Annotated in this window: 20 protein-coding genes; 12 read left to right on the top strand and 8 right to left on the bottom strand. The window is 73.7% G+C overall.

The window, feature by feature from the left end; all coding sequences use genetic code 11:
* Position 1: 1 nt before the first annotated feature.
* Positions 2–925, top strand: coding sequence for an AEC family transporter (locus DEJ31_RS10920; protein WP_110903724.1), 924 nt, complete (start codon positions 2–4; stop codon positions 923–925).
* Positions 926–1,087: 162 nt separating this feature from the next.
* Here DEJ31_RS10920 and DEJ31_RS10915 read toward each other — a convergent pair whose 3' ends face one another.
* Positions 1,088–1,924 carry an exodeoxyribonuclease III gene (locus DEJ31_RS10915; protein WP_110903723.1) on the bottom strand — a complete coding sequence of 279 codons (837 nt, stop codon included), beginning with the start codon at positions 1,922–1,924 and terminating at the stop codon, positions 1,088–1,090.
* Between the two features lie 123 nt (positions 1,925–2,047).
* On the opposite strand from DEJ31_RS10915, the gene DEJ31_RS10910 reads away from it, so the two are divergent.
* From DEJ31_RS10910 to DEJ31_RS10885, 6 genes are read left to right on the top strand one after another with little or no spacing between them, the layout of a single operon-like run.
* Positions 2,048–2,497, top strand: coding sequence for an Asp23/Gls24 family envelope stress response protein (locus tag DEJ31_RS10910; protein ID WP_110903722.1), 450 nt, complete (start codon positions 2,048–2,050; stop codon positions 2,495–2,497).
* Positions 2,494–2,685: a DUF2273 domain-containing protein gene (locus DEJ31_RS10905; protein ID WP_110903721.1), complete on the top strand. Its 192-nt coding sequence runs from the start codon at positions 2,494–2,496 to the stop codon at positions 2,683–2,685. Before DEJ31_RS10910 ends, DEJ31_RS10905 begins: the two co-directional genes overlap by 4 nt.
* Positions 2,682–3,023 (top strand): hypothetical protein, encoded by a 342-nt coding sequence (locus DEJ31_RS10900; protein WP_110903720.1) that lies wholly within the window; start codon positions 2,682–2,684, stop codon positions 3,021–3,023. Before DEJ31_RS10905 ends, DEJ31_RS10900 begins: the two co-directional genes overlap by 4 nt.
* Complete coding sequence (locus tag DEJ31_RS10895; protein WP_111121853.1) at positions 3,020–3,634, top strand: hypothetical protein; 615 nt, start codon at positions 3,020–3,022, stop codon at positions 3,632–3,634. The genes DEJ31_RS10900 and DEJ31_RS10895 overlap by 4 nt, the downstream gene beginning before the upstream one ends.
* Positions 3,631–4,212 (top strand): hypothetical protein, encoded by a 582-nt coding sequence (locus tag DEJ31_RS10890; protein WP_111121852.1) that lies wholly within the window; start codon positions 3,631–3,633, stop codon positions 4,210–4,212. Before DEJ31_RS10895 ends, DEJ31_RS10890 begins: the two co-directional genes overlap by 4 nt.
* A gap of 3 nt (positions 4,213–4,215) precedes the next feature.
* Complete coding sequence (locus DEJ31_RS10885; protein ID WP_258366269.1) at positions 4,216–5,031, top strand: aminoglycoside 3'-phosphotransferase; 816 nt, start codon at positions 4,216–4,218, stop codon at positions 5,029–5,031.
* A gap of 16 nt (positions 5,032–5,047) precedes the next feature.
* Here the strand turns inward: DEJ31_RS10885 and DEJ31_RS10880 are convergent, their stop codons facing one another.
* Both DEJ31_RS10880 and DEJ31_RS10875 read right to left on the bottom strand, forming a co-directional pair.
* Positions 5,048–6,412 carry a M23 family metallopeptidase gene (locus DEJ31_RS10880; protein ID WP_111121851.1) on the bottom strand — a complete coding sequence of 455 codons (1,365 nt, stop codon included), beginning with the start codon at positions 6,410–6,412 and terminating at the stop codon, positions 5,048–5,050.
* Between the two features lie 148 nt (positions 6,413–6,560).
* Complete coding sequence (locus DEJ31_RS10875; protein ID WP_111121850.1) at positions 6,561–8,246, bottom strand: hypothetical protein; 1,686 nt, start codon at positions 8,244–8,246, stop codon at positions 6,561–6,563.
* Positions 8,247–8,335: 89 nt separating this feature from the next.
* Between DEJ31_RS10875 and pyrE the strand changes: the two genes are divergently transcribed.
* Positions 8,336–8,887 carry an orotate phosphoribosyltransferase gene (gene pyrE / locus DEJ31_RS10870; RefSeq protein ID WP_110903816.1) on the top strand — a complete coding sequence of 184 codons (552 nt, stop codon included), beginning with the start codon at positions 8,336–8,338 and terminating at the stop codon, positions 8,885–8,887.
* Positions 8,884–10,779: a hypothetical protein gene (locus tag DEJ31_RS10865; protein WP_111121849.1), complete on the top strand. Its 1,896-nt coding sequence runs from the start codon at positions 8,884–8,886 to the stop codon at positions 10,777–10,779. Before pyrE ends, DEJ31_RS10865 begins: the two co-directional genes overlap by 4 nt.
* Positions 10,780–10,872: 93 nt before the next feature.
* Here DEJ31_RS10865 and DEJ31_RS10860 read toward each other — a convergent pair whose 3' ends face one another.
* On the bottom strand, positions 10,873–11,826 hold the full coding sequence (locus DEJ31_RS10860) for an aldo/keto reductase (protein WP_111121848.1): 954 nt from the start codon (positions 11,824–11,826) through the stop codon (positions 10,873–10,875).
* Positions 11,827–11,917: 91 nt separating this feature from the next.
* On the opposite strand from DEJ31_RS10860, the gene DEJ31_RS10855 reads away from it, so the two are divergent.
* Positions 11,918–12,562 carry a HEAT repeat domain-containing protein gene (locus tag DEJ31_RS10855; RefSeq protein WP_111121847.1) on the top strand — a complete coding sequence of 215 codons (645 nt, stop codon included), beginning with the start codon at positions 11,918–11,920 and terminating at the stop codon, positions 12,560–12,562.
* Between the two features lie 194 nt (positions 12,563–12,756).
* Here DEJ31_RS10855 and DEJ31_RS10850 read toward each other — a convergent pair whose 3' ends face one another.
* The gene (locus DEJ31_RS10850) at positions 12,757–13,458 is read right to left on the bottom strand and encodes a metal-dependent transcriptional regulator (protein ID WP_258366268.1); all 702 of its coding nucleotides are present in this window, start codon (positions 13,456–13,458) and stop codon (positions 12,757–12,759) included.
* Here DEJ31_RS10850 and DEJ31_RS10845 point away from each other — a divergent pair.
* Positions 13,451–14,344, top strand: a complete 894-nt coding sequence (locus DEJ31_RS10845; protein WP_181433509.1) for a CPBP family intramembrane glutamic endopeptidase — start codon at positions 13,451–13,453, stop codon at positions 14,342–14,344. The two genes, DEJ31_RS10850 and DEJ31_RS10845, sit on opposite strands and share 8 nt — an antisense overlap.
* Here the strand turns inward: DEJ31_RS10845 and DEJ31_RS10840 are convergent.
* Positions 14,341–15,138 carry an HAD-IIA family hydrolase gene (locus DEJ31_RS10840; RefSeq protein ID WP_110905264.1) on the bottom strand — a complete coding sequence of 266 codons (798 nt, stop codon included), beginning with the start codon at positions 15,136–15,138 and terminating at the stop codon, positions 14,341–14,343. The genes DEJ31_RS10845 and DEJ31_RS10840 overlap by 4 nt on opposite strands.
* Before the next feature lie 96 nt (positions 15,139–15,234).
* Here DEJ31_RS10840 and DEJ31_RS10835 point away from each other — a divergent pair, with 96 nt between their 5' ends.
* Positions 15,235–15,909, top strand: coding sequence for a TrmH family RNA methyltransferase (locus DEJ31_RS10835; protein ID WP_375334562.1), 675 nt, complete (start codon positions 15,235–15,237; stop codon positions 15,907–15,909).
* 251 nt (positions 15,910–16,160) lie between these two features.
* Here the strand turns inward: DEJ31_RS10835 and DEJ31_RS10830 are convergent, their stop codons facing one another.
* Together DEJ31_RS10830 and DEJ31_RS10825 are read right to left on the bottom strand one after the other, a co-directional pair.
* Positions 16,161–16,427, bottom strand: coding sequence for a hypothetical protein (locus DEJ31_RS10830; RefSeq protein ID WP_146243141.1), 267 nt, complete (start codon positions 16,425–16,427; stop codon positions 16,161–16,163).
* A partial coding sequence (locus DEJ31_RS10825; protein WP_220034859.1) for a hypothetical protein occupies positions 16,381–16,599 on the bottom strand: 219 nt, incomplete at its 5' end. The genes DEJ31_RS10825 and DEJ31_RS10830, both read right to left, overlap by 47 nt.

The raw sequence follows: 16,599 nt of genomic DNA, 5'->3' as shown, positions 1-16,599 counted from the left end.
GATGAGTGGCGTCCTGATCGGCTTCGCGATCATCGCCGCCGTCATCGTGACCGGCTACGGCGTCGGTCGCGCCGGACTGCTCGGACCGCATGCGCAGTTCGTGCTGAGCCGGCTGGCGTTCTTCGTCCTCATGCCGTGCCTGCTGTTCCACACGATCGCCACGGCCGACGTCCGGACGCTGTTCTCGCCGATGCTCGCCGTGTCGGCGATCACCGCGCTGTCCGTCGCCGCCGGCACCGCCCTGGTCTTCGCACTCGTGCTCCGGCGGCCGCTCACCACCACGACCGTCGGGGCACTCGCCGCCTCGTACTCGAACGCCAACAACATCGGGTTGCCGGTCGCCGTCTACGTCCTCGGTCAGGCGACCGCCGTGGTGCCGGTGATCATGCTCCAGCTCGTCGTGATGGCCCCGATCGCGCTGACCGTGCTCGACGCGGCCACGGCCTCCGGTGGCGGGTGGCGACGTCGGGTGCTCGGGCCGGTGTCGAACCCGCTCATCATCGCGTCGCTGCTCGGCCTGCTCTGCTCCGTCACCGGCATCACGCTGCCGGACCCGGTGCTCGAGCCGTTCGCCCTGGTCGGCGGCGCAGCGGTCCCGGTCGTGCTGCTCTCGTTCGGGATGAACCTGCACGGCGCGGCACCGCTCCGGGACGCGGCCACCCGGGCCGACGTGCTGCTGGCGAGCGGCGTGAAGCTCCTGGTGATGCCGGCGGTCGCGTTCCTGCTCGCCCGGTACGCCTTCGGGCTCGACGACCAGCGCGTGTTCGTGCTCACCGTCCTCGGCGGGTTGCCGGCGGCGCAGAACGTCTTCAACTACGCCCAGCGGTACGGAGCCGCGGTGCCGGTCGCACGGGACGTGGTGCTGCTCACGACCGTCGGGTCGGTGCCGGTCCTGGTCGGGATCGCGGCGCTGCTGCACCCGTAGGGGCGGCGGGGCCGTCGGACCGTGCCGCGCCGGTGTGCCTCCGCCGAGGGGTCACGAAGTGTCGGTCGGGGGCGGCCTGAGCAACAGGGTGTGACCGTTCGGCGGAGGTGAGCGGGGTGCCGCGGGGGCAGCCGGCAGGGGCCGGACGCGCCTCCCGGCCGGTCAGAAGATCATCGGGCGGTCGTCGTCCAGGACGGTGTCGAGGTCCAGGTCGACCGACACCGGAACGTGGTCACTCGGAGCGTCGCCCTTGCGCTCGTCGCGGTGGATGGTGGCGCCCACCGTCACGTCAGCGAACGCCTGCGAGCCCATCACGAAGTCGATGCGCATGCCCTCGTTGCGGGGGAAGCGGAGCTGCTTGTAGTCCCAGTACGTGTACCCGGTGGGCACGAGCGGCCGGACGACGTCCTGCAGGCCGCGCTCCTCGAACGTGCGGAACGCCGCACGCTCCGGCTCGCTGACGTGCGTGGAGCCCTCGAAGACACGCATGTCCCAGACGTCCTCGTCGAGCGGTGCCACGTTCCAGTCACCCATCAGCGCGAGGGGCAGGTCGGGCTCGGCCTGCAGCCACTCGGCGGTGCGGTCGGCCAGCTGCGCCAGCCAGTCGAGCTTGTACGTGTAGTGCGGGTCGCCGAGCTCACGGCCGTTCGGGACGTACAGGCTCCACAGTCGGACGCCCTCGACCGTGACGCCGATGGCACGGGCCTCCACGGGCAGGTCCGGGCCCTCCTGCCCCTTGAGGAAGCCCGGCTGCCCGGGGAAGTCGCGGGTGACGTCCTCCATCGGCAGACGGCTGGCGAACGCGACGCCGTTCCACTGGTTCAGGCCGTGCGCCTCGACCGTGTAGCCGGCGGCCTCGAACGCCTCGACCGGGAACTGCTCCGGCTTGCACTTGATCTCCTGCATGCCGAGGACGTCGACGTCCTCCCGCACCAGCCAGTCGACGACCCGGCCGACTCGGGTGCGGACGGAGTTGACGTTCCAGGTCGCGACGCGCATGGGATCGAACCTACCGGGAGCGACCGACCGGCCGCCCGGGGCGTCCCGGCCCCGTCGGCGGACACGCCCCGGTGGCAGGGTGTTGCCTGGACCCACATCCGACCAGCACCGCAGGAGGCACTCATGGCAACGACGACGGACTCCGACCGCGTGGACGGCACGACCACCGGCAGCACCACCACCCAGGTCACCGCGAAGGGCCGCACGATCATCGACGACGCGGTCGTCGCGAAGGTCGCCGGCATCGCCGCCCGTGACGTCGCCGGCGTGGTCGCCCTGGGGGGCAACACCGCGCGGGCGTTCGGCGCGATCCGTGACGCCATCGGCTCGAGCGACCTCGGCCAGGGCGTCCGCGTCGAGGTCGGCGAGACCCAGGCCGCCGTCGACCTGACCCTCGTCGTCGCCTACCCGATGCCGATGCAGCAGGTCGCCTCCGCGGTCCGCCAGGCCGTGACCGACGCCGTCACCGACCTGGTCGGACTGCAGGTCACCGAGGTCAACATCGCGATCGTCGACGTCGACATCCCCGCGCTCGACGCCCCCGCCACTGCGCCCGAGACGCGCGTCCGGTGAACACCACTGTCGTCGGCATGGCCGTCGGGGCGGTCCTGGCGATCGTCGCCCTCACGCTCGGGTTCTGGGCGTTCGTCGTGGTGGCCGTCGCCATCGCGCTCGGCGGCCTGATCGGCCGCATCGTCAGCGGCGACGTCGACGTCCGCCGCCTGCTCGACGTGCTCCGCGGTCGCCGGAGTTCCTCGTGAGCGCAGCCGCGCTGCCCGGCACCGACCGGATCGCGTCCCCGGCACTCGTGCACACCGCCCAGGCCGTCGCCGCCGAGGCGCTCCGTGCACCCCTCCGGGAGGTCCGTGCCCGGGTGGTCGACGACGGTCGCGGCGCGCTGGCGGTCGAGGTCACCAGCCCGCTCGTGCTGCCGGCGCTCGGCTCGCACACCGTCCCCGACGAGCCGGTCCTCGTCACGGCGCACCGCGCCCGCGCCACCATCGCCGAGCGTCTGCGGACGATCACGGGGCGGAAGGTCGAGCGCGTCTCGGTGACCTTCTCGTCCGCCGTCCTGGACGTGCCTCGGAGGGTCCGGTGAGCCCGGAGCCGGTCAAGGACACCCCGCCCGCGGACGACGACCGCTTCGTGCGTCGCATGGTCCGGCGCGAGACGTCGGCGTCGAGGACACCCTCCGTCGTCGCCGCGTTGGTCCTGCTCCTGGTGCTCGCCGCGGCCGTGGGGACCGCCGCGGTCGTCGTCCTGCTCGACGAGCGCATCGCCGGCATCGACCCGCGCACCGTCGTGGACACCGCCGTCCGGGCCCCGGCCGGCCTGGTCGACGCCGTGGTCGTCGCCGTCGGTGCCGTCATCGCCCTGGTCGGCCTCTGGTTCCTGCTGCACGGGCTCCTGCCGTCCCGACGACCCCGGCACGCCGTCCGCTCCGCCCGACTCGGCGTGGTCGTCGACGACGAGGTCCTGGCCTCCGCCGCAGCCCGCGCCGCCCGCGCCGCGACCCGTCTCGCGCCGGACGCCGCCGTCGGCTCCGTCGGTCGCCGGACACTCGACGTCGTGCTGCTGCCGGCCTCCGGGGTGGACGTCGCCGCGCTCGCCGCCACCGAGGCCGTGGAACGCGAACTCGCCGCCGTGGACGCCGTCCCCCCGCTCACCGCACACGTCCGCGTGCGCTCCACCGGCCGGATCGACGGATGAACGGCACGAACCGCGCACTGAACCGGGTCGTCCTGGTCCTGGTCGGCCTGGTGTTCCTGGCGCTCGGGGCCGCCGTCGTCCTGGTGCAGACGCTGCCCGCCGCGGCGGACCTCTGGCACACGGCCGCGGACCGGACGCTCGGCGGCGTCCGGTCCGGCGCTGCCGACTCGTCCGCGTGGTGGTGGGCGCTCGGCGGCGCCGTCGTCCTCGGCGTCCTGGCGCTGCTCGTGCTCAGCGCGATCGGGGGTGGCCGCACCGGCACGGTCCTGCAGGACGACGGGCCCGACGGTTCACTGCCCGGTCAGGTCCGGATCGAGGCCGCGGCGGTCGAACACGCGCTCTCCGCCGCCATCAGCCCGCTGCCGCAGGTCGCGTCCCTGGCGGTCGACGTCCGGCGCGTCCGCCGCCGCACCGCGATCCGGATCGTCGTCCGCACCCGGCGCGGAGCACCACCACGAGAGGTCGTCGACCGCGTCGAGGACGTCGTCCGCGACCTGGACGCACTGCTCGGACAGCGGTTGCCGGTGCTGCTCCGGATCGTCCGCGGGGGCTCCTCGCGCCCGGACCGGGTGCGCTGACCCGTGGAGCGACCGGACGACCTGGCCGGCCGCGGTGGGCAGCCGGACGAACCGGTCACGGTCCCGGACGCCGTCGTCGAGGTCGCCGACGGCCGGACCCTCGTGCCGGTGTGGGTCAACTCCGCCGGCGGCACGACCTTCCGGATCGGCCCGTCACCCGACCGCGCCGAGGCATACGTGAAGTGGGTGCCGCCGCACCACGCGCCCTGGATCGCCGCCGAGGTCGCCCGACTGCGGTGGGCCGGCCGGTGGCTCACCGTGCCCGAGGTCGTCGACCACGGAGCGGACGGGTCCGGCGCCTGGATGACCACCCGGCCGGTCGTCGGGTGGAGCGCCGTCGACCCGCGGTGGCACGACGACCCGCGCACGGCGGTGATCGCGGTGGGGGAGGGGCTCCGGGCGATGCACGAGACCCTGCCCGTCGCGTCGTGCCCGTTCGTCTGGTCGACAGAGGGGCGACTCGACCGTGCCCGGGCAGCCGGACGCGACGTCGACGCGATGGGCCCGCAGCCGGAGACCGACCAGCTGGTCGTCTGCCACGGCGATGCCTGCACGCCGAACACCCTCGTCGGCGACGACGGGCGGTGGATCGGGCACGTGGACCTCGGCGCCCTCGGGGTCGCGGACCGGTGGGCCGACCTGGCGGTGGCGTCGATGAGCCTCGGGTGGAACCACGGTCCCGGGTGGGACGACCTGTTCCACGAGGCGTACGGGCTGCCGCAGGACCGGGACCGGACGGCCTGGTACCGCATGATGTGGGAGCTGGACGTCGACGACGTCGACGATCGGCGCGGCTCGGGAGGGGCCTCCCGGCACTGATCGCAGGAGGCGCGGACTAGAAGCCGACCCCGCGAGCCGCCATGAACCCGACCGGGTTCACGGTGCCGCCGCCGACGTGCGTCTCGAAGTGCAGGTGGCAGCCGGTCGAGTTGCCGGTCGACCCGACGAGCGCGATCAGGGCACCAGCGCCCACCCGCTGCCCGGGGGCGACCCGGAACCCGCCGTCGACGATGTGACCGTAGGCCGTCTTGACGCCGCCGCCGTGGTCGATGCGGACGTAGTTGCCGTAGCCGCCGTACCGGCCGACGTACTCGACGGTGCCGGCGGAGGCGGCGACGATCGCGGTGGAGCAGCCGCTGCCCAGGTCGAGGCCGTCGTGCATGGCGACCGCACCCGTGTACGGGTTCACGCGGACGCCGTAACCGCTGGTGATCCAGCCACCGGCCGGGCGGACCCAGCCGGACCCGGAGCCGGAGCCCGGTGCCGCCCCGCCGCCACCGGCGGACGGAGCGCCGCCGCCACCGCTGCCACCGCCGCCCTGGTTCGCCGCAGCCGCGGCAGCCGCCGCCTGCTGGGCACGCAGCTGGCGGGCCAACTCGGCCTCGAGCGCCTTGCGCTTGCGCTCTTCCTCGGCCTTGCGGATCCGTTCGCCCTTCTCGTACTGGGCCTCGGTCGTGGCGCGGCCGGACGTCAGCGAGGTGAGCTGCGCCTCGAGCCGGGACTTGTTGTCCTCTTGCTCGTCGTAGGCGGCCTGGGCACGGTCGGACGCGGCCTGCGCTTCGCCCATCCGGTCCTGCGCGGCCTGGGCGAGGTCCTTCAGCGCGACGGCTGCCCGGTCGGCCTGGGCGGTGAGGGAGCGGGCGACGGATGCGTCGGTGGTGGCCGCGGTCTCGACGCGTTCGGCCTGCTCGGACAGCTTGCTCAGTGCTCCGAGGTCGTAGAGCAGGTCGCGGGTGCCTTCGCCCCCGGTGATCACGCTGGTCGTGACGTCGCCACCGCCCGAGCGGGCCATCTGTGCGGCGAAGCGGCCGGCCTGCGCCGCGCTGGCGTCGGCGATCTCGGCGTGCTCCTCGGCGTCGTCGCGGAGCGCCTGCTCCTTCTCGGCGGCGCGGAGGGCCCTGCGCTGGGCGATCTGGAACACCTCACCGAGTCGATCGGCCTCGGCCTTCGCGGCGTCCGCCTCTTCCGACAGGCTGGCGATGGTGCCGCGGATCTCGACTATCTGGGACTGCTTGGCGGACTCCTTGCCCCGGGCCGCGAGGACGTCGTCCCACGACGGGTACGAGGCGGCCTGCGCGACCGGTGCGTCGAGGACCAGCGAGCCGACCAGGCCGGCGATCGCGAGCGCGGTGGCGAGCAGGCGTCGGCGGCCCGCGGAGGCGGAGCGGGGACGGGAGGCGGGGACCACGGTGCGAGACATCGGAACGGAGCCTATACATCCACACAGGTGGAACCCTGCGGCGACGCTCCGCTGTGGACGACACGGGCGCGAGATCGGGATGTGGAGGGTCCGTACCCCGGTGCCCCGGACCGGGCGCGAGGGCTCCCGTCGCGCGGGACCCGCCCGCTCAGAACCCGCGGTCGCGCAGGATCTGCTCGGCCGACCCGACGACCCGCTGCCGCAGCACGTCGACGCCCCGGGTGCCCGCGTAGTCGTACACGTCGTACCCGGTGCAGTGCGTGATCGTCGCCGGACGTCCGAGCGAGTCCTCGACGGGGGTCGTCCAGACGTCCCCGGAGCCGATCACGACGTAGTCCGGGCGGGCGTCCCGGTAGGCGCCGAGGTCGACGAGCCACGGGTAGGTGTCGAACGAGTCGCGGACCTGCAGCAGTCGGACGTCCTGCTCCGCGTAGGCCGCGAGCGGACGCACCGTCCAGAACTGACCGACGCCGACCGGGTCGCGACCCTCGTTCCGCTGCGCGTCGACCCAGCGGTCCAGGCAGGTCACCGGCGTGTACCGCGCCGCTGCCACGGTCCCGACCGTGCCGGGTGTCACGGCGATCCCGAGGACGAGCACCGCGGCGGCCGCGACCACCAGCGCGGTCCGGAGACCGCGCACCGGTCGGTGCAGCCGGGTCCGACGGACGGCGGTCCGGGTGAGTTCGCACACGGCGACGACGGCCAGGAGCGGCATCGCGACGACCGGCTCGAGGTAGCGCGGTGTCTCCGAGCCGGCGACGACCACCCCGACCGACACGGCCACGATCGTCACCAGGGGCAGCGCGGTCGCCACGAGCACCGTCCGGGAGGTCCGTGCGCGCCACGCCCAGACCGTCCCGCCGGCGCTCAGCAGCACGCCGAGCAGCATGAGCAGCAGTCCGGCGTCCCCGGCCGCCGACGCCGCCCGGTCGTCGGTGAGCGAGGCGAAGAACCCCGCGGTCGCCCCGGCCCGCTCCGGGTGCACGTAGGTCGAGGGGTCGAGGGAGACGAACGGCCGCAGCGGGATCCGCAGGAGGTACCCGACGACGGCACCGAGCGTCAGCGTCACCGAGACCCAGGTCGCCGGTCGCCAGGGCACCCGACGGGCGAGCGCGAGCAGTGCCAGCGTCACGACGACCGGTCCGGCCGACCACGGCACGTACAGCGGGTTGGAGGCCGTGCTCAGCGCCGCCACCAGCCCGAGCGTCACGAGGACGGGGACGGAGGCCCGCCCGGTCCGCACCGTCCGGAGCACCAGGACGGCGGTCCCGAGCATCGCGAGCACCGCGCCGTAGTAGTAGGTCGTCGTGAGGAGCAGCGAGGCCAGCTCGAGCGAGGTCGCGGTCGCCGAGGACTCGGTCAGCACGAGCATGGTCAGCAGGACGACGGCGACCACGGACACGGCGACCCGAGCCGGGCGACCGGCCGACGGCATGAGTTCGTTCGCCGCTGCCCGGACCAGGGCGTACACGGCCAGCAGGACGAGGACACCGTTCAGCGCCAAGGCCTGCTGCGGTGTCGCGGTCACGGCCGCGGTCGCCAGGTAGACCGGCAGTTCGGGGAAGAAGAACAGCGCCGGGGACATCGCCCACTCGAACGGCTGTCCGAGCGCGATCGACCGCGCCACCAGCGGCAGGAGCACCGAGTCCCCGTCGTACCAGAGGAGCGCCACCCGGGCCGTGGCGAGCACGTGACGCAGGGCGAGGACCGCGAGCACCAGCGCGAGGACCGCACCGAGGGCCTCCTGCGCGACCGCCCGGACGACGGTGGATCGGGGGCGGCGGCCGCCGGCCTCGATCGGTCGGACGCCGTCCCGCGGACGGGCGAGGGGCATGACCGGAGCGTACCGGCGTCGGCATCGGAGCAGCCGGACAGTGCGCTCGGGTGAGCGCGGAACGGCCGTCGCCGCTACCCTTGACCACCGTGACCCACGCGCGCGAGCAGTTGATCGAGCACATCAAGGCCGATGCGGTCTTCCACGGCGACTTCACGCTGACCAGCGGGAAGCAGGCCTCCTACTACATCGACCTCCGCAAGGTGAGCCTCGACCACCGCGTCGCGCCCCTGATCGGCCAGGTCATGACCGACCTCATCGCGAGCGTCCCGGACGTCGACGCCGTCGGTGGTCTGACGATGGGCGCCGACCCGATCGCGAGCGCCGTGCTGCACCAGTCAGCGGCACGTGGCGGCTCGTACGATGCCTTCGTCGTCCGCAAGGAGCCCAAGGACCACGGCCGCGGCCGTCAGGTCGAGGGCCCCGACGTCCGCGGCAAGCGCGTCATCGTGCTCGAGGACACCTCGACCACCGGTGGGTCCCCGCTCAAGGCCGCCGAGGCGCTCGAGCGCGAGGGCGCCGTCATCGCCGCCGTCGCCGTCGTCGTCGACCGGGACACCGGCGCCAAGGAGAAGATCGAGGCGGCCGGCTACCCGTACCTGGCGGCGATCGGGCTGGCCGACCTGGGGCTGTCCGCGTGACCGAGGAGCGTCCGGAGGGGCGCGACGAGTCCGACCGGTCGGTCGCGCCCGAAGACGGGGGCGGCGGACAGGAGGCTCGGCGCGGTCCCGACCCGGACGCTCCGTTCCACGGTCTCCGCAGTGCGGCGGACATCTTCGGCGCGCCGATCACCGAGGAGGAGTGGCCGTCGCGCCGTGAGCGTCGGGAGGCCGAACGTGCCGCTCGACAAGCGGGGCAGCCGGAGCCGGAGCCGTTCACGGCCCCCGCGTCGGTGCCGGCCTCCGCGCCGCGGGCCGACCACGAGCACGACGACATCGTTCACGGGCAGGCCGACGACGTCCACGGGCAGGCCGATGCCGCGGGGGAGCCGGACCCCGCGGCGACCCAGGCCATCTCGATGCCCGAGGAGCTGGCGCTACCGGGCGGTGTCGCAGGCCGGGTGCCGCCGCCCGCCGCCGTCCCGCCGGTGTCGAACGCGCCGGACCCCCGCGCGATCTCGCTGCCCACCGCCCGGACCGATCGGGACCTCCGCGCTGCCGAGGCCCGGGCGATCGAGGACGAACGCCGCCGCACCGACCCGGACGGCGTCGGTCGTGACGACGTCGACTGGCTCGGCCGTGCCCGTCCCACCGCGGGTGCTCCCGCCGGGACCCCGGTTCCGCCCGCGTTCCGCGGTGGTCCGGACGCGCAGCCGCTCGGGGTGCAGGACTCGCTGCCGCCCACGTCCGAGCCGCCCACCTTCACCGAACTCCTGCGTCTGGGCGACGACGTCGATGCCGCTCCGCAGGCCGACCGTCCGTTCGACTGGTCCCTGCTGGACGACCAGACCGGCGAGGTCCCGACGACGCTGACCCGTGATGCGTTCGACACGAACCTCGTCGCGGCGGGCTCCTGGGCGACGGGCACCCCGGTCGGTGCCGAGCCGGTCGCGGAGCCGGCCGCGGTCACCCCGACGGAACCGGCCCGCCAGCGCGGTCACGGCACCGTCCCCGAGCACGACCGTACCGACGAGCGGACCACCCCCTCCGGCTCGAGCTGGTCCCTGAGCGACGACGCGGCCCGTACCGGCGAGGTCTTCCCCGGTGACGTCGAGGTCGTCGTGCACGACACGGCCCCCGCCGACGACGACGACCTCGACGACGACGACCGCGGCGCGTCCGCCACCGCCGCCTTCTCGCCGCGCTCGGCCGCCGCCGTCCCACCGCCCTCGGTGCTGCCGACGCCCGCGGTCCCGTGGCGGGGAGCCGAGGACGACGACACCGACCGACGCTCGGCCGTCCCGCCGCTCGTCGAACCCGAACGCCAGGCCGAGACCCGGTCGCAGCCGCCCGGCCCAGTGTCGTCCGCCCCTCGTCAGGACCCGACCCCCGCGTGGCCGATCCCGGACTGGCAGACGCCGACGCACGCTCCGACGGACCCGTCGTTGCGGCTCGACGACGGCGTCGACCGCGCGCGCGGACCGGCTCCCGAGGACATCGACCAGTCCGAGTGGCAGGGCCGTGAGACGAGCGACACCGGCGTCATCAAGGACCTCTTCGGCACGGAGGCGATCCAGCAGCTCCGTGACGCCGACGCCTCCCGCCCGGAGGACACCAGCACCCGGATGCTGCCCGCCGTCGCCGCGGCCCAGCAGCCCGGCGCCGCCGCGGGTGGCCCGGGAGCGACCGGCGCCGACCGCGACAACTTCATCAACGAGGGCTTCGCCCGCCTGCAGCACGAGGGGCGCCGCGGCAAGCAGCTCCTGGTCTACGGCTCGATCGCGATCATCGTGGTGCTCCTGCTCCTCGTGTTGCTCTTCACCTCGTGGATCCGCGGCAACACGATCGACGAGCACCCGGCCTCGCCGTCGAGCAGCCCGGCCGCGGCGCTCTCGGTGCAGCCACCGGGCGCACCACTCGGCACCGGACACTGACCGCACGCACCACGTGACGGACGGGAGGCTCCCCACCTGCTGGTGGGGAGCCTCCCGTCCGTCGGTCGGTCGCGATGCGTGACCGTGTTCCGGTCAGGACGCCGCGGGGACGGCCGCCGAGACGTCGGTGAGCGTCTGCAGCTCCTCGGTGCTGAGGTCGAGTTCTGCCGAGGCGAGGAGCGCCGGCAGCTGCTCGGTGTTGCGCGCCGAGGCGATCGGGGCGACGACGTCCGGCTGCGCCTGCAGCCAGGCGAGCGCGACCGAGGCGATCTCGGCGGAGTGCGCCGACGCGATCTCGGACAGGGCGTCCACGACGGCGAGACCCTGGTCGGAGAAGTAGCCCGAGACCTGGCCCTCGCGGTCCTTGCCGGCGAAGTCCTGCTTCGTCCGGTACTTGCCGGTCAGGAAGCCGGCGGCGAGGGCGAAGTAGGGCACGACGCCCAGGTGCTCCCGGGCGGCGAGCGGTGCGATGTCGGACTCGTAGGGCTGGCGGGTGACGAGGTTGTAGTGCGGCTGGATCGCGATCGGAACAGCCAGGTCGTGCTCCTTCGCGATGCGGATCCACTCCGAGGCACGCTCGTTCGAGTAGTTCGAGATCGCGATGTAGCGGACGAGGCCCTCGCGGACGAGCTGGTCGAACGCCCGGACGGTCTCCTCGAGCGGCGTGTCCTGGTCGTCGAAGTGCGCGTAGTAGAGGTCGATGCGGTCGGTGCCGAGGCGCTGCAGGCTCGCCCGTGCGGCCTTCGCGACGTTGTCCGCCGACAGGCCGGGGAATGCCGGGTGCTGCGACACCTTGGTGGCGATCGTCACGTCGTCGCGCTTGCCGGACGCGGCGAACCACGAGCCGATCACGGTCTCGGACTCGCCGCCGGAGTTGCCCTCGCCCCACGCCGAGTAGACGTCAGCGGTGTCGATGAAGTCGCCGCCGGCACCCGTGTAGGCGTCGAGGACCCGGTGTGAGGCCTCCTGGTCCGCGGTCCAGCCGAAGACGTTGCCGCCGAGGGCGAGGGGGAAGACGGTGAGGTCACTGGAGCCGATACGGGGCATGGTAGGAGTCCTTCCAGGTCGGTACGAACTCGTCCACGCTATGCCCCTCGCCGGGCTGCCACTCAGGTGCGCGGGGTGAGGTGGAGGAGCCATGCCGACGCTCGCTTCGTACCTCTCCGACCCTCGTCCCGCCGTCCGACTCCGGGCGGTGATGGCCGCCGGGACCACGCCGTCCCTGGACGAGCTCGACGTCCTCGTGGCGCAGTGCGCGGTGGAGCCGGACCTGCAGGTGCGGGAGATGCTCACGTGGGCGCTGGTGCGCCTCCCGGCTGACCTGGTGGTCCCGCGGCTGCTCGACGAACTCGACCGTCCGGAGGTGCAGGCGCGGAGCCAGGCGCTGCACACCCTCTCCAAGATCCGCGACGGGTCGGTGTACCCGGAGGTGGCGCAGTTGCTCGGCGACATCGACCCGGGTGTCGCCCGGACCGCGTGGCGTGCCGCGGTGTTGCTGGCCCCCGGGGACGCCCGGCCCGCACTCGCCCGCACGCTCGCGGTGCAGCTCGGGCACGGGGACGCGGAGACCCGGCTGGCGCTGAGTCGAGCGATCGCCGGGCTCGGGGCGGACGTGGCGTCGCCGGTGCTGGACGCGGCGGCGGAGCACCGGAACCCGGACGTGCGGGAGCACGCGGCGGAGACGGCGCGGCTGCTCGAGGACCCGGACGCGGGGTCGGCGTTGGCGCTCGCGCGGGCCCGGCGCGAGGTCGCCCTCGGGCGGACGCGGTCCGCCAAGGGCTGACCGGGCGGGACGGGCGCGGGTCGGGCGCGACGGGCCGGAGCACGTGCCTCCCGAGATTCCGCAACACGCCGCAGGGAGCCCGCCGTGGATGCAGAATTCGCGCATCTCGGGTTCCGAGATGCGCGAATCGCGGCATCTCGAGGGCCGCCGCCCGCGCGTGTCAGCGCGGCGGGCGCGTCAGCGCGGCCCGCGCGTCAGTGGGGAGCGTCGGGCGTCAACCAGATGGCGGTCGCGGCGGCGGCCGGGAGGTCCACCATCGCCTCCGCCCCGCCGGCGTCACGCCGCGAGACCGCCACCACCCCCGCGTAGTCCCGCACCTGCTCGACCCGCAGGTGCGTCCCCAGCCCGACACCGAGCTCGTCGAAGTACCGCAGCAGCGCCGGGTCGTCGTCCGAGACCCGCTCGACGGTGCCGCAGACGCCCGGGTCGACCGTGCCGAGGAGCGCCCCGGGGGAGTCCGGCACGACGCCGTCCGCGCTGGGGATCGGGTCACCGTGCGGGTCGTGCGTCGGATGCCCGAGGTCGGCGTCGACGCGGTCGAGGAACGTCTCCGACACGGCGTGCTCGAGTGCCTCGGCCTCGGTGTGCACCTCGTCCCACGAGTAGCCGAGTCGTTCGACCAGGAACGTCTCGATGAGCCGGTGCCGACGGACCATGGCGACGGCGGCCTGCTGCCCGAGCGGGGTGAGGACCACGCCGCGGTACAGCGTGTGCTCGATGAGCCCGTCGCGGTCGAGCTTCCGGAGGTTGCCCGACACGGTCGAGGCGGACACGTGCAGGGCGGCCGCGATGTCCCGCGTGGCGAGACCCCCTTCGCCGCCGCGTTCGCCGGCCTTCCAGACCAGCTTGACGTAGTCCTCCGCCATGGTGCTGAGCGAGGGCAGGCGCATGCGCATGCGCCAATGGTACGGCCGACCCTGGTACAACCGTGAGGTGACCCCCGTGCAACCTCCCGCCGTCCGTCGCCGTCGACGGTGGTGGCCGGTCCCGCCGTCGCTGCTCGTCGGCATCGCCCCGCTGGTCCTCTTCGCCACCTACAGCATCGTCCGCTCGCGCCCGGATGACGACTACGACTCGCTCGGCCTGACGACCGACAGCGTCCTGCACGACCTGGTGGTCCCGGAATCGATCGTCGCAGCGGTCCTCGTGGTGGTCGTCACCGCGCTCAGCTGGTGGCGGATCGCGACCGTCGACCCGACGCGTGGTCGACCGCGCTGGACGATGGTCGCGCCGATCCTCGTCCTCGCGGTGTGCATCGGACGGCTGCCGTTGGTGGACTGGGCGGGGAAGTCGGTGGACTACTTCGTGCTCCTCACCGTCGGGGTGCTGCTCGTCGGGGTGTTCGAGGAGCTGCTGACCCGCGGCGTCCTGATGGTCGGACTGCGGCGCCGGCTGCCCGAGTTCGGAGTGTGGCTCGCGTCGTGCGCCCTGTTCGGGCTGCTGCACTTCGTCAACGTCCTGGCCGGGGCCCCGGTCGGCCAGACGGTGGTGCAGGTGGTGTTCGCCGCCTCGTTCGGGTCGACGCTGTACCTGGCGCGACGCCTGACCGGCAACCTGCTCGCCCCGGTGCTGCTGCACGCGTTCTGGGACTTCGGGGCGATCGCGGTCAGTGCCTCACGGGGCGCTGGGCTCGACTTCTTCCTCGTCGGGCTGCTCGGTCTGGCGGCGTTCGCCGTGCTGCTGCTCGGCGTCGTCGCCGGCGCGCTCGTCGCTTGGCGGGACGACCGCGCCTGGCGGTTGCGGCGACGGTGGCGGACCGTGCCGGCGATGGACCGGCTCTAGATCTCGACCTCGTACGGCTCCGTGTGCAGGAGCTCGTGCACGCCCGCGATGACCTCGCTCGGCCGGAACGGGTACTTGTCGATCTCGGCCTGGTCGCTGATCCCGGTCATGACCAGGACGGTGTGCAGCCCCGCCTCGATGCCCGCCTGCACGTCGGTGTCCATCCGGTCGCCGATCATGCCGGTGTTCTCGGAGTGGGCGCCGATCCGGTTCATCGCCGATCGGAACATCATCGGGTTCGGCTTGCCGACCACGTAGGGCTGCTTGCCGGTGGCCTTCTCGATCATGGCGGCGATCGCACCCGTCGCGGGCAGGACGCCCTCGGCGCTCGGGCCGGTCGCGTCCGGGTTCGTCACGATGAAACGCGCGCCGTCTCGGATCAGACGGACGGCCTTCGTGATCGCCTCGAACGAGTAGTTCCGGGTCTCGCCGACGACGACGTAATCGGGTGCGGTCTCGGTCATGATGAAGCCCGCCTCGTGCAGGGCGGTCGTCATTCCGGCCTCGCCGATCACGAACGCGGAGCCGTTCGGCATCTGCGACGCGCAGAAGTCGGCGGTCGCCAGGGCCGAGGTCCAGATGCGCTCCTCGGGCACGTGCAGTCCCGACTGGCGCAGTCGGGCGCTGAGGTCACGCGGGGTGAAGATCGAGTTGTTCGTCAGGACGAGGAACTCGGTGCCCTGGTCCTGCCACTGCCGGATCAGCTCCGGGGCGCCGGGGAGCGCCTGGTTCTCGTGGACGAGCACGCCGTCCATGTCCGTCAGCCAGCACTCGACCTCGTCGCGGGATGCCATGGGGTCAGCGTAGTGCGGTGAGCCGGCTCGATCGGGCGTGTGCGGCCGTGCGGGGTCCGGACGGGAGGCGCGGCAGACGCACCGTACGCTGGTCACGTGACCCAGGGCCTCCCGTCCGGCGACCTGCCGGAGCCGACGCCGGCGCTCCCACCCAGCCACGAGGCGACGACGCATGGCGTCGGACCACACCCGCGGCCGTGGCCCGAGGGCCCGCAGTACGACCCGGAACTGCTCGAGCACGGCGACACGCGCAACGTGGTCGACCGCTTCCGGTACTGGAGCATGGCGGCGATCGTCGCCGACCTGGACACCCGCCGACACAGCTTCGACGTGGCCATCGAGAACTGGCAGCACGACCTGAACATCGGGTCCATCGTCCGGACCGCCAACGCGTTCCTGGCCGGGACCGTGCACATCATCGGGCGTCGCCGCTGGAACCGCCGCGGGGCGATGGTGACCGACCGGTACCAGCACGTGCGGCACCACGAGGACGTCGCCGCGTTCCTCGCGGTGATGCGCGCCGAGGGGCGTCCGGTCGTCGCGGTCGACAACACGCCCGGGGCCTCGCGCATCGAGACGGCGGAGATCCCGGCGCGGTGCGTGTTCCTGTTCGGGCAGGAGGGGCCGGGTCTGACCGACGAGGCCGTCTCGGGCGCGGACGGGCACCTGGAGATCACGCAGTTCGGGTCGACGCGGAGCATCAACGCCTCGGCGGCGGCGGCCATCGTCATGCACAGCTGGGTCATCCGGCACGCGGTCCTGCCGGGCTGAGGGGTGGCGGGTGTCTCGCCGATCGCGAGGTCGCACGACTCGCCGCCGACGTCCCGCCGAGGTCGCACGATGTGCGCATCTCGGGCCGCGAGAGCGGGGGATTGCGCGACCTGGGCGGGAGGCGCGCGGCATGTCGTGCGACCACGGCGCGGGCCGACCGGGCCGGGCGGCGCGAGCCTGACACGGTGCGCAGACCGACCGCGGGCGGGGTGACGGCACCGAGCGGGAGCCCGGCCCCGTCACCCCGGGGATCAGGCCCGGCGGCGGCGTACTGCGGTGAAGGCGGCGAGGGCGCCACCGAGGAGCATCGCGACCAGCGCGCCGACGCCCACTCCGAGGCCGACGGGCGAGCCGGTGAACGCGAGCTCGCCGGTGCCGTTCGAGCCCGGACCGGTGCCCGGTGTTCCGGCGGCCGTGGTGCTCGCACTGGTCGGGGTCGTGCCTGGGGTCGCCGTGCCGTTCGGCGTCACGTCAGCGGTCGGGGTCGCGGGTGCACTCGGCGCGGGGGTGCTCGTCACCACGGCCGGGGTGGCCGGGGCGTTCGGCGTCGGGGTGTCCGTCGGCGTCGGCGTCGCTGGGGTGGTCGGGACCGCGGGCGTTGTCGGGACCGCGGGCGTGCTCGGGGTCGCGGGGGTGGTCGGCGTCGGCGTGCCCGGCGTCGGTGCCGGGGTCGGGGACCCGGTCGGGGTG

It is taken from the genome of Curtobacterium sp. MCPF17_031 (assembly GCF_003234035.1).
Classification (GTDB): domain Bacteria; phylum Actinomycetota; class Actinomycetes; order Actinomycetales; family Microbacteriaceae; genus Curtobacterium.
The sequence above is the reverse complement of the archived record's forward strand: the minus strand, read 5'-3'. Positions and strand labels throughout refer to the sequence as shown.

Bases quoted from the DNA above. Each gene is read 5' to 3' on its own strand.
- DEJ31_RS10920 (WP_110903724.1), top strand. From the start codon at position 2: ATGAGTGGCGTCCTGATCGGCTTCGCGATCATCGCCGCCGTCATCGTG.
- DEJ31_RS10915 (WP_110903723.1), bottom strand. From the start codon at position 1,924: ATGCGCGTCGCGACCTGGAACGTCAACTCCGTCCGCACCCGAGTCGGC.
- DEJ31_RS10910 (WP_110903722.1), top strand. From the start codon at position 2,048: ATGGCAACGACGACGGACTCCGACCGCGTGGACGGCACGACCACCGGC.
- DEJ31_RS10890 (WP_111121852.1), top strand. From the start codon at position 3,631: ATGAACGGCACGAACCGCGCACTGAACCGGGTCGTCCTGGTCCTGGTC.
- DEJ31_RS10880 (WP_111121851.1), bottom strand. From the start codon at position 6,412: ATGTCTCGCACCGTGGTCCCCGCCTCCCGTCCCCGCTCCGCCTCCGCG.
- DEJ31_RS10875 (WP_111121850.1), bottom strand. From the start codon at position 8,246: ATGCCCCTCGCCCGTCCGCGGGACGGCGTCCGACCGATCGAGGCCGGC.
- DEJ31_RS10860 (WP_111121848.1), bottom strand. From the start codon at position 11,826: ATGCCCCGTATCGGCTCCAGTGACCTCACCGTCTTCCCCCTCGCCCTC.
- DEJ31_RS10855 (WP_111121847.1), top strand. From the start codon at position 11,918: ATGCCGACGCTCGCTTCGTACCTCTCCGACCCTCGTCCCGCCGTCCGA.
- DEJ31_RS10845 (WP_181433509.1), top strand. From the start codon at position 13,451: ATGCGCATGCGCCAATGGTACGGCCGACCCTGGTACAACCGTGAGGTG.
- DEJ31_RS10850 (WP_258366268.1), bottom strand. From the start codon at position 13,458: ATGCGCATGCGCCTGCCCTCGCTCAGCACCATGGCGGAGGACTACGTC.
- DEJ31_RS10840 (WP_110905264.1), bottom strand. From the start codon at position 15,138: ATGGCATCCCGCGACGAGGTCGAGTGCTGGCTGACGGACATGGACGGC.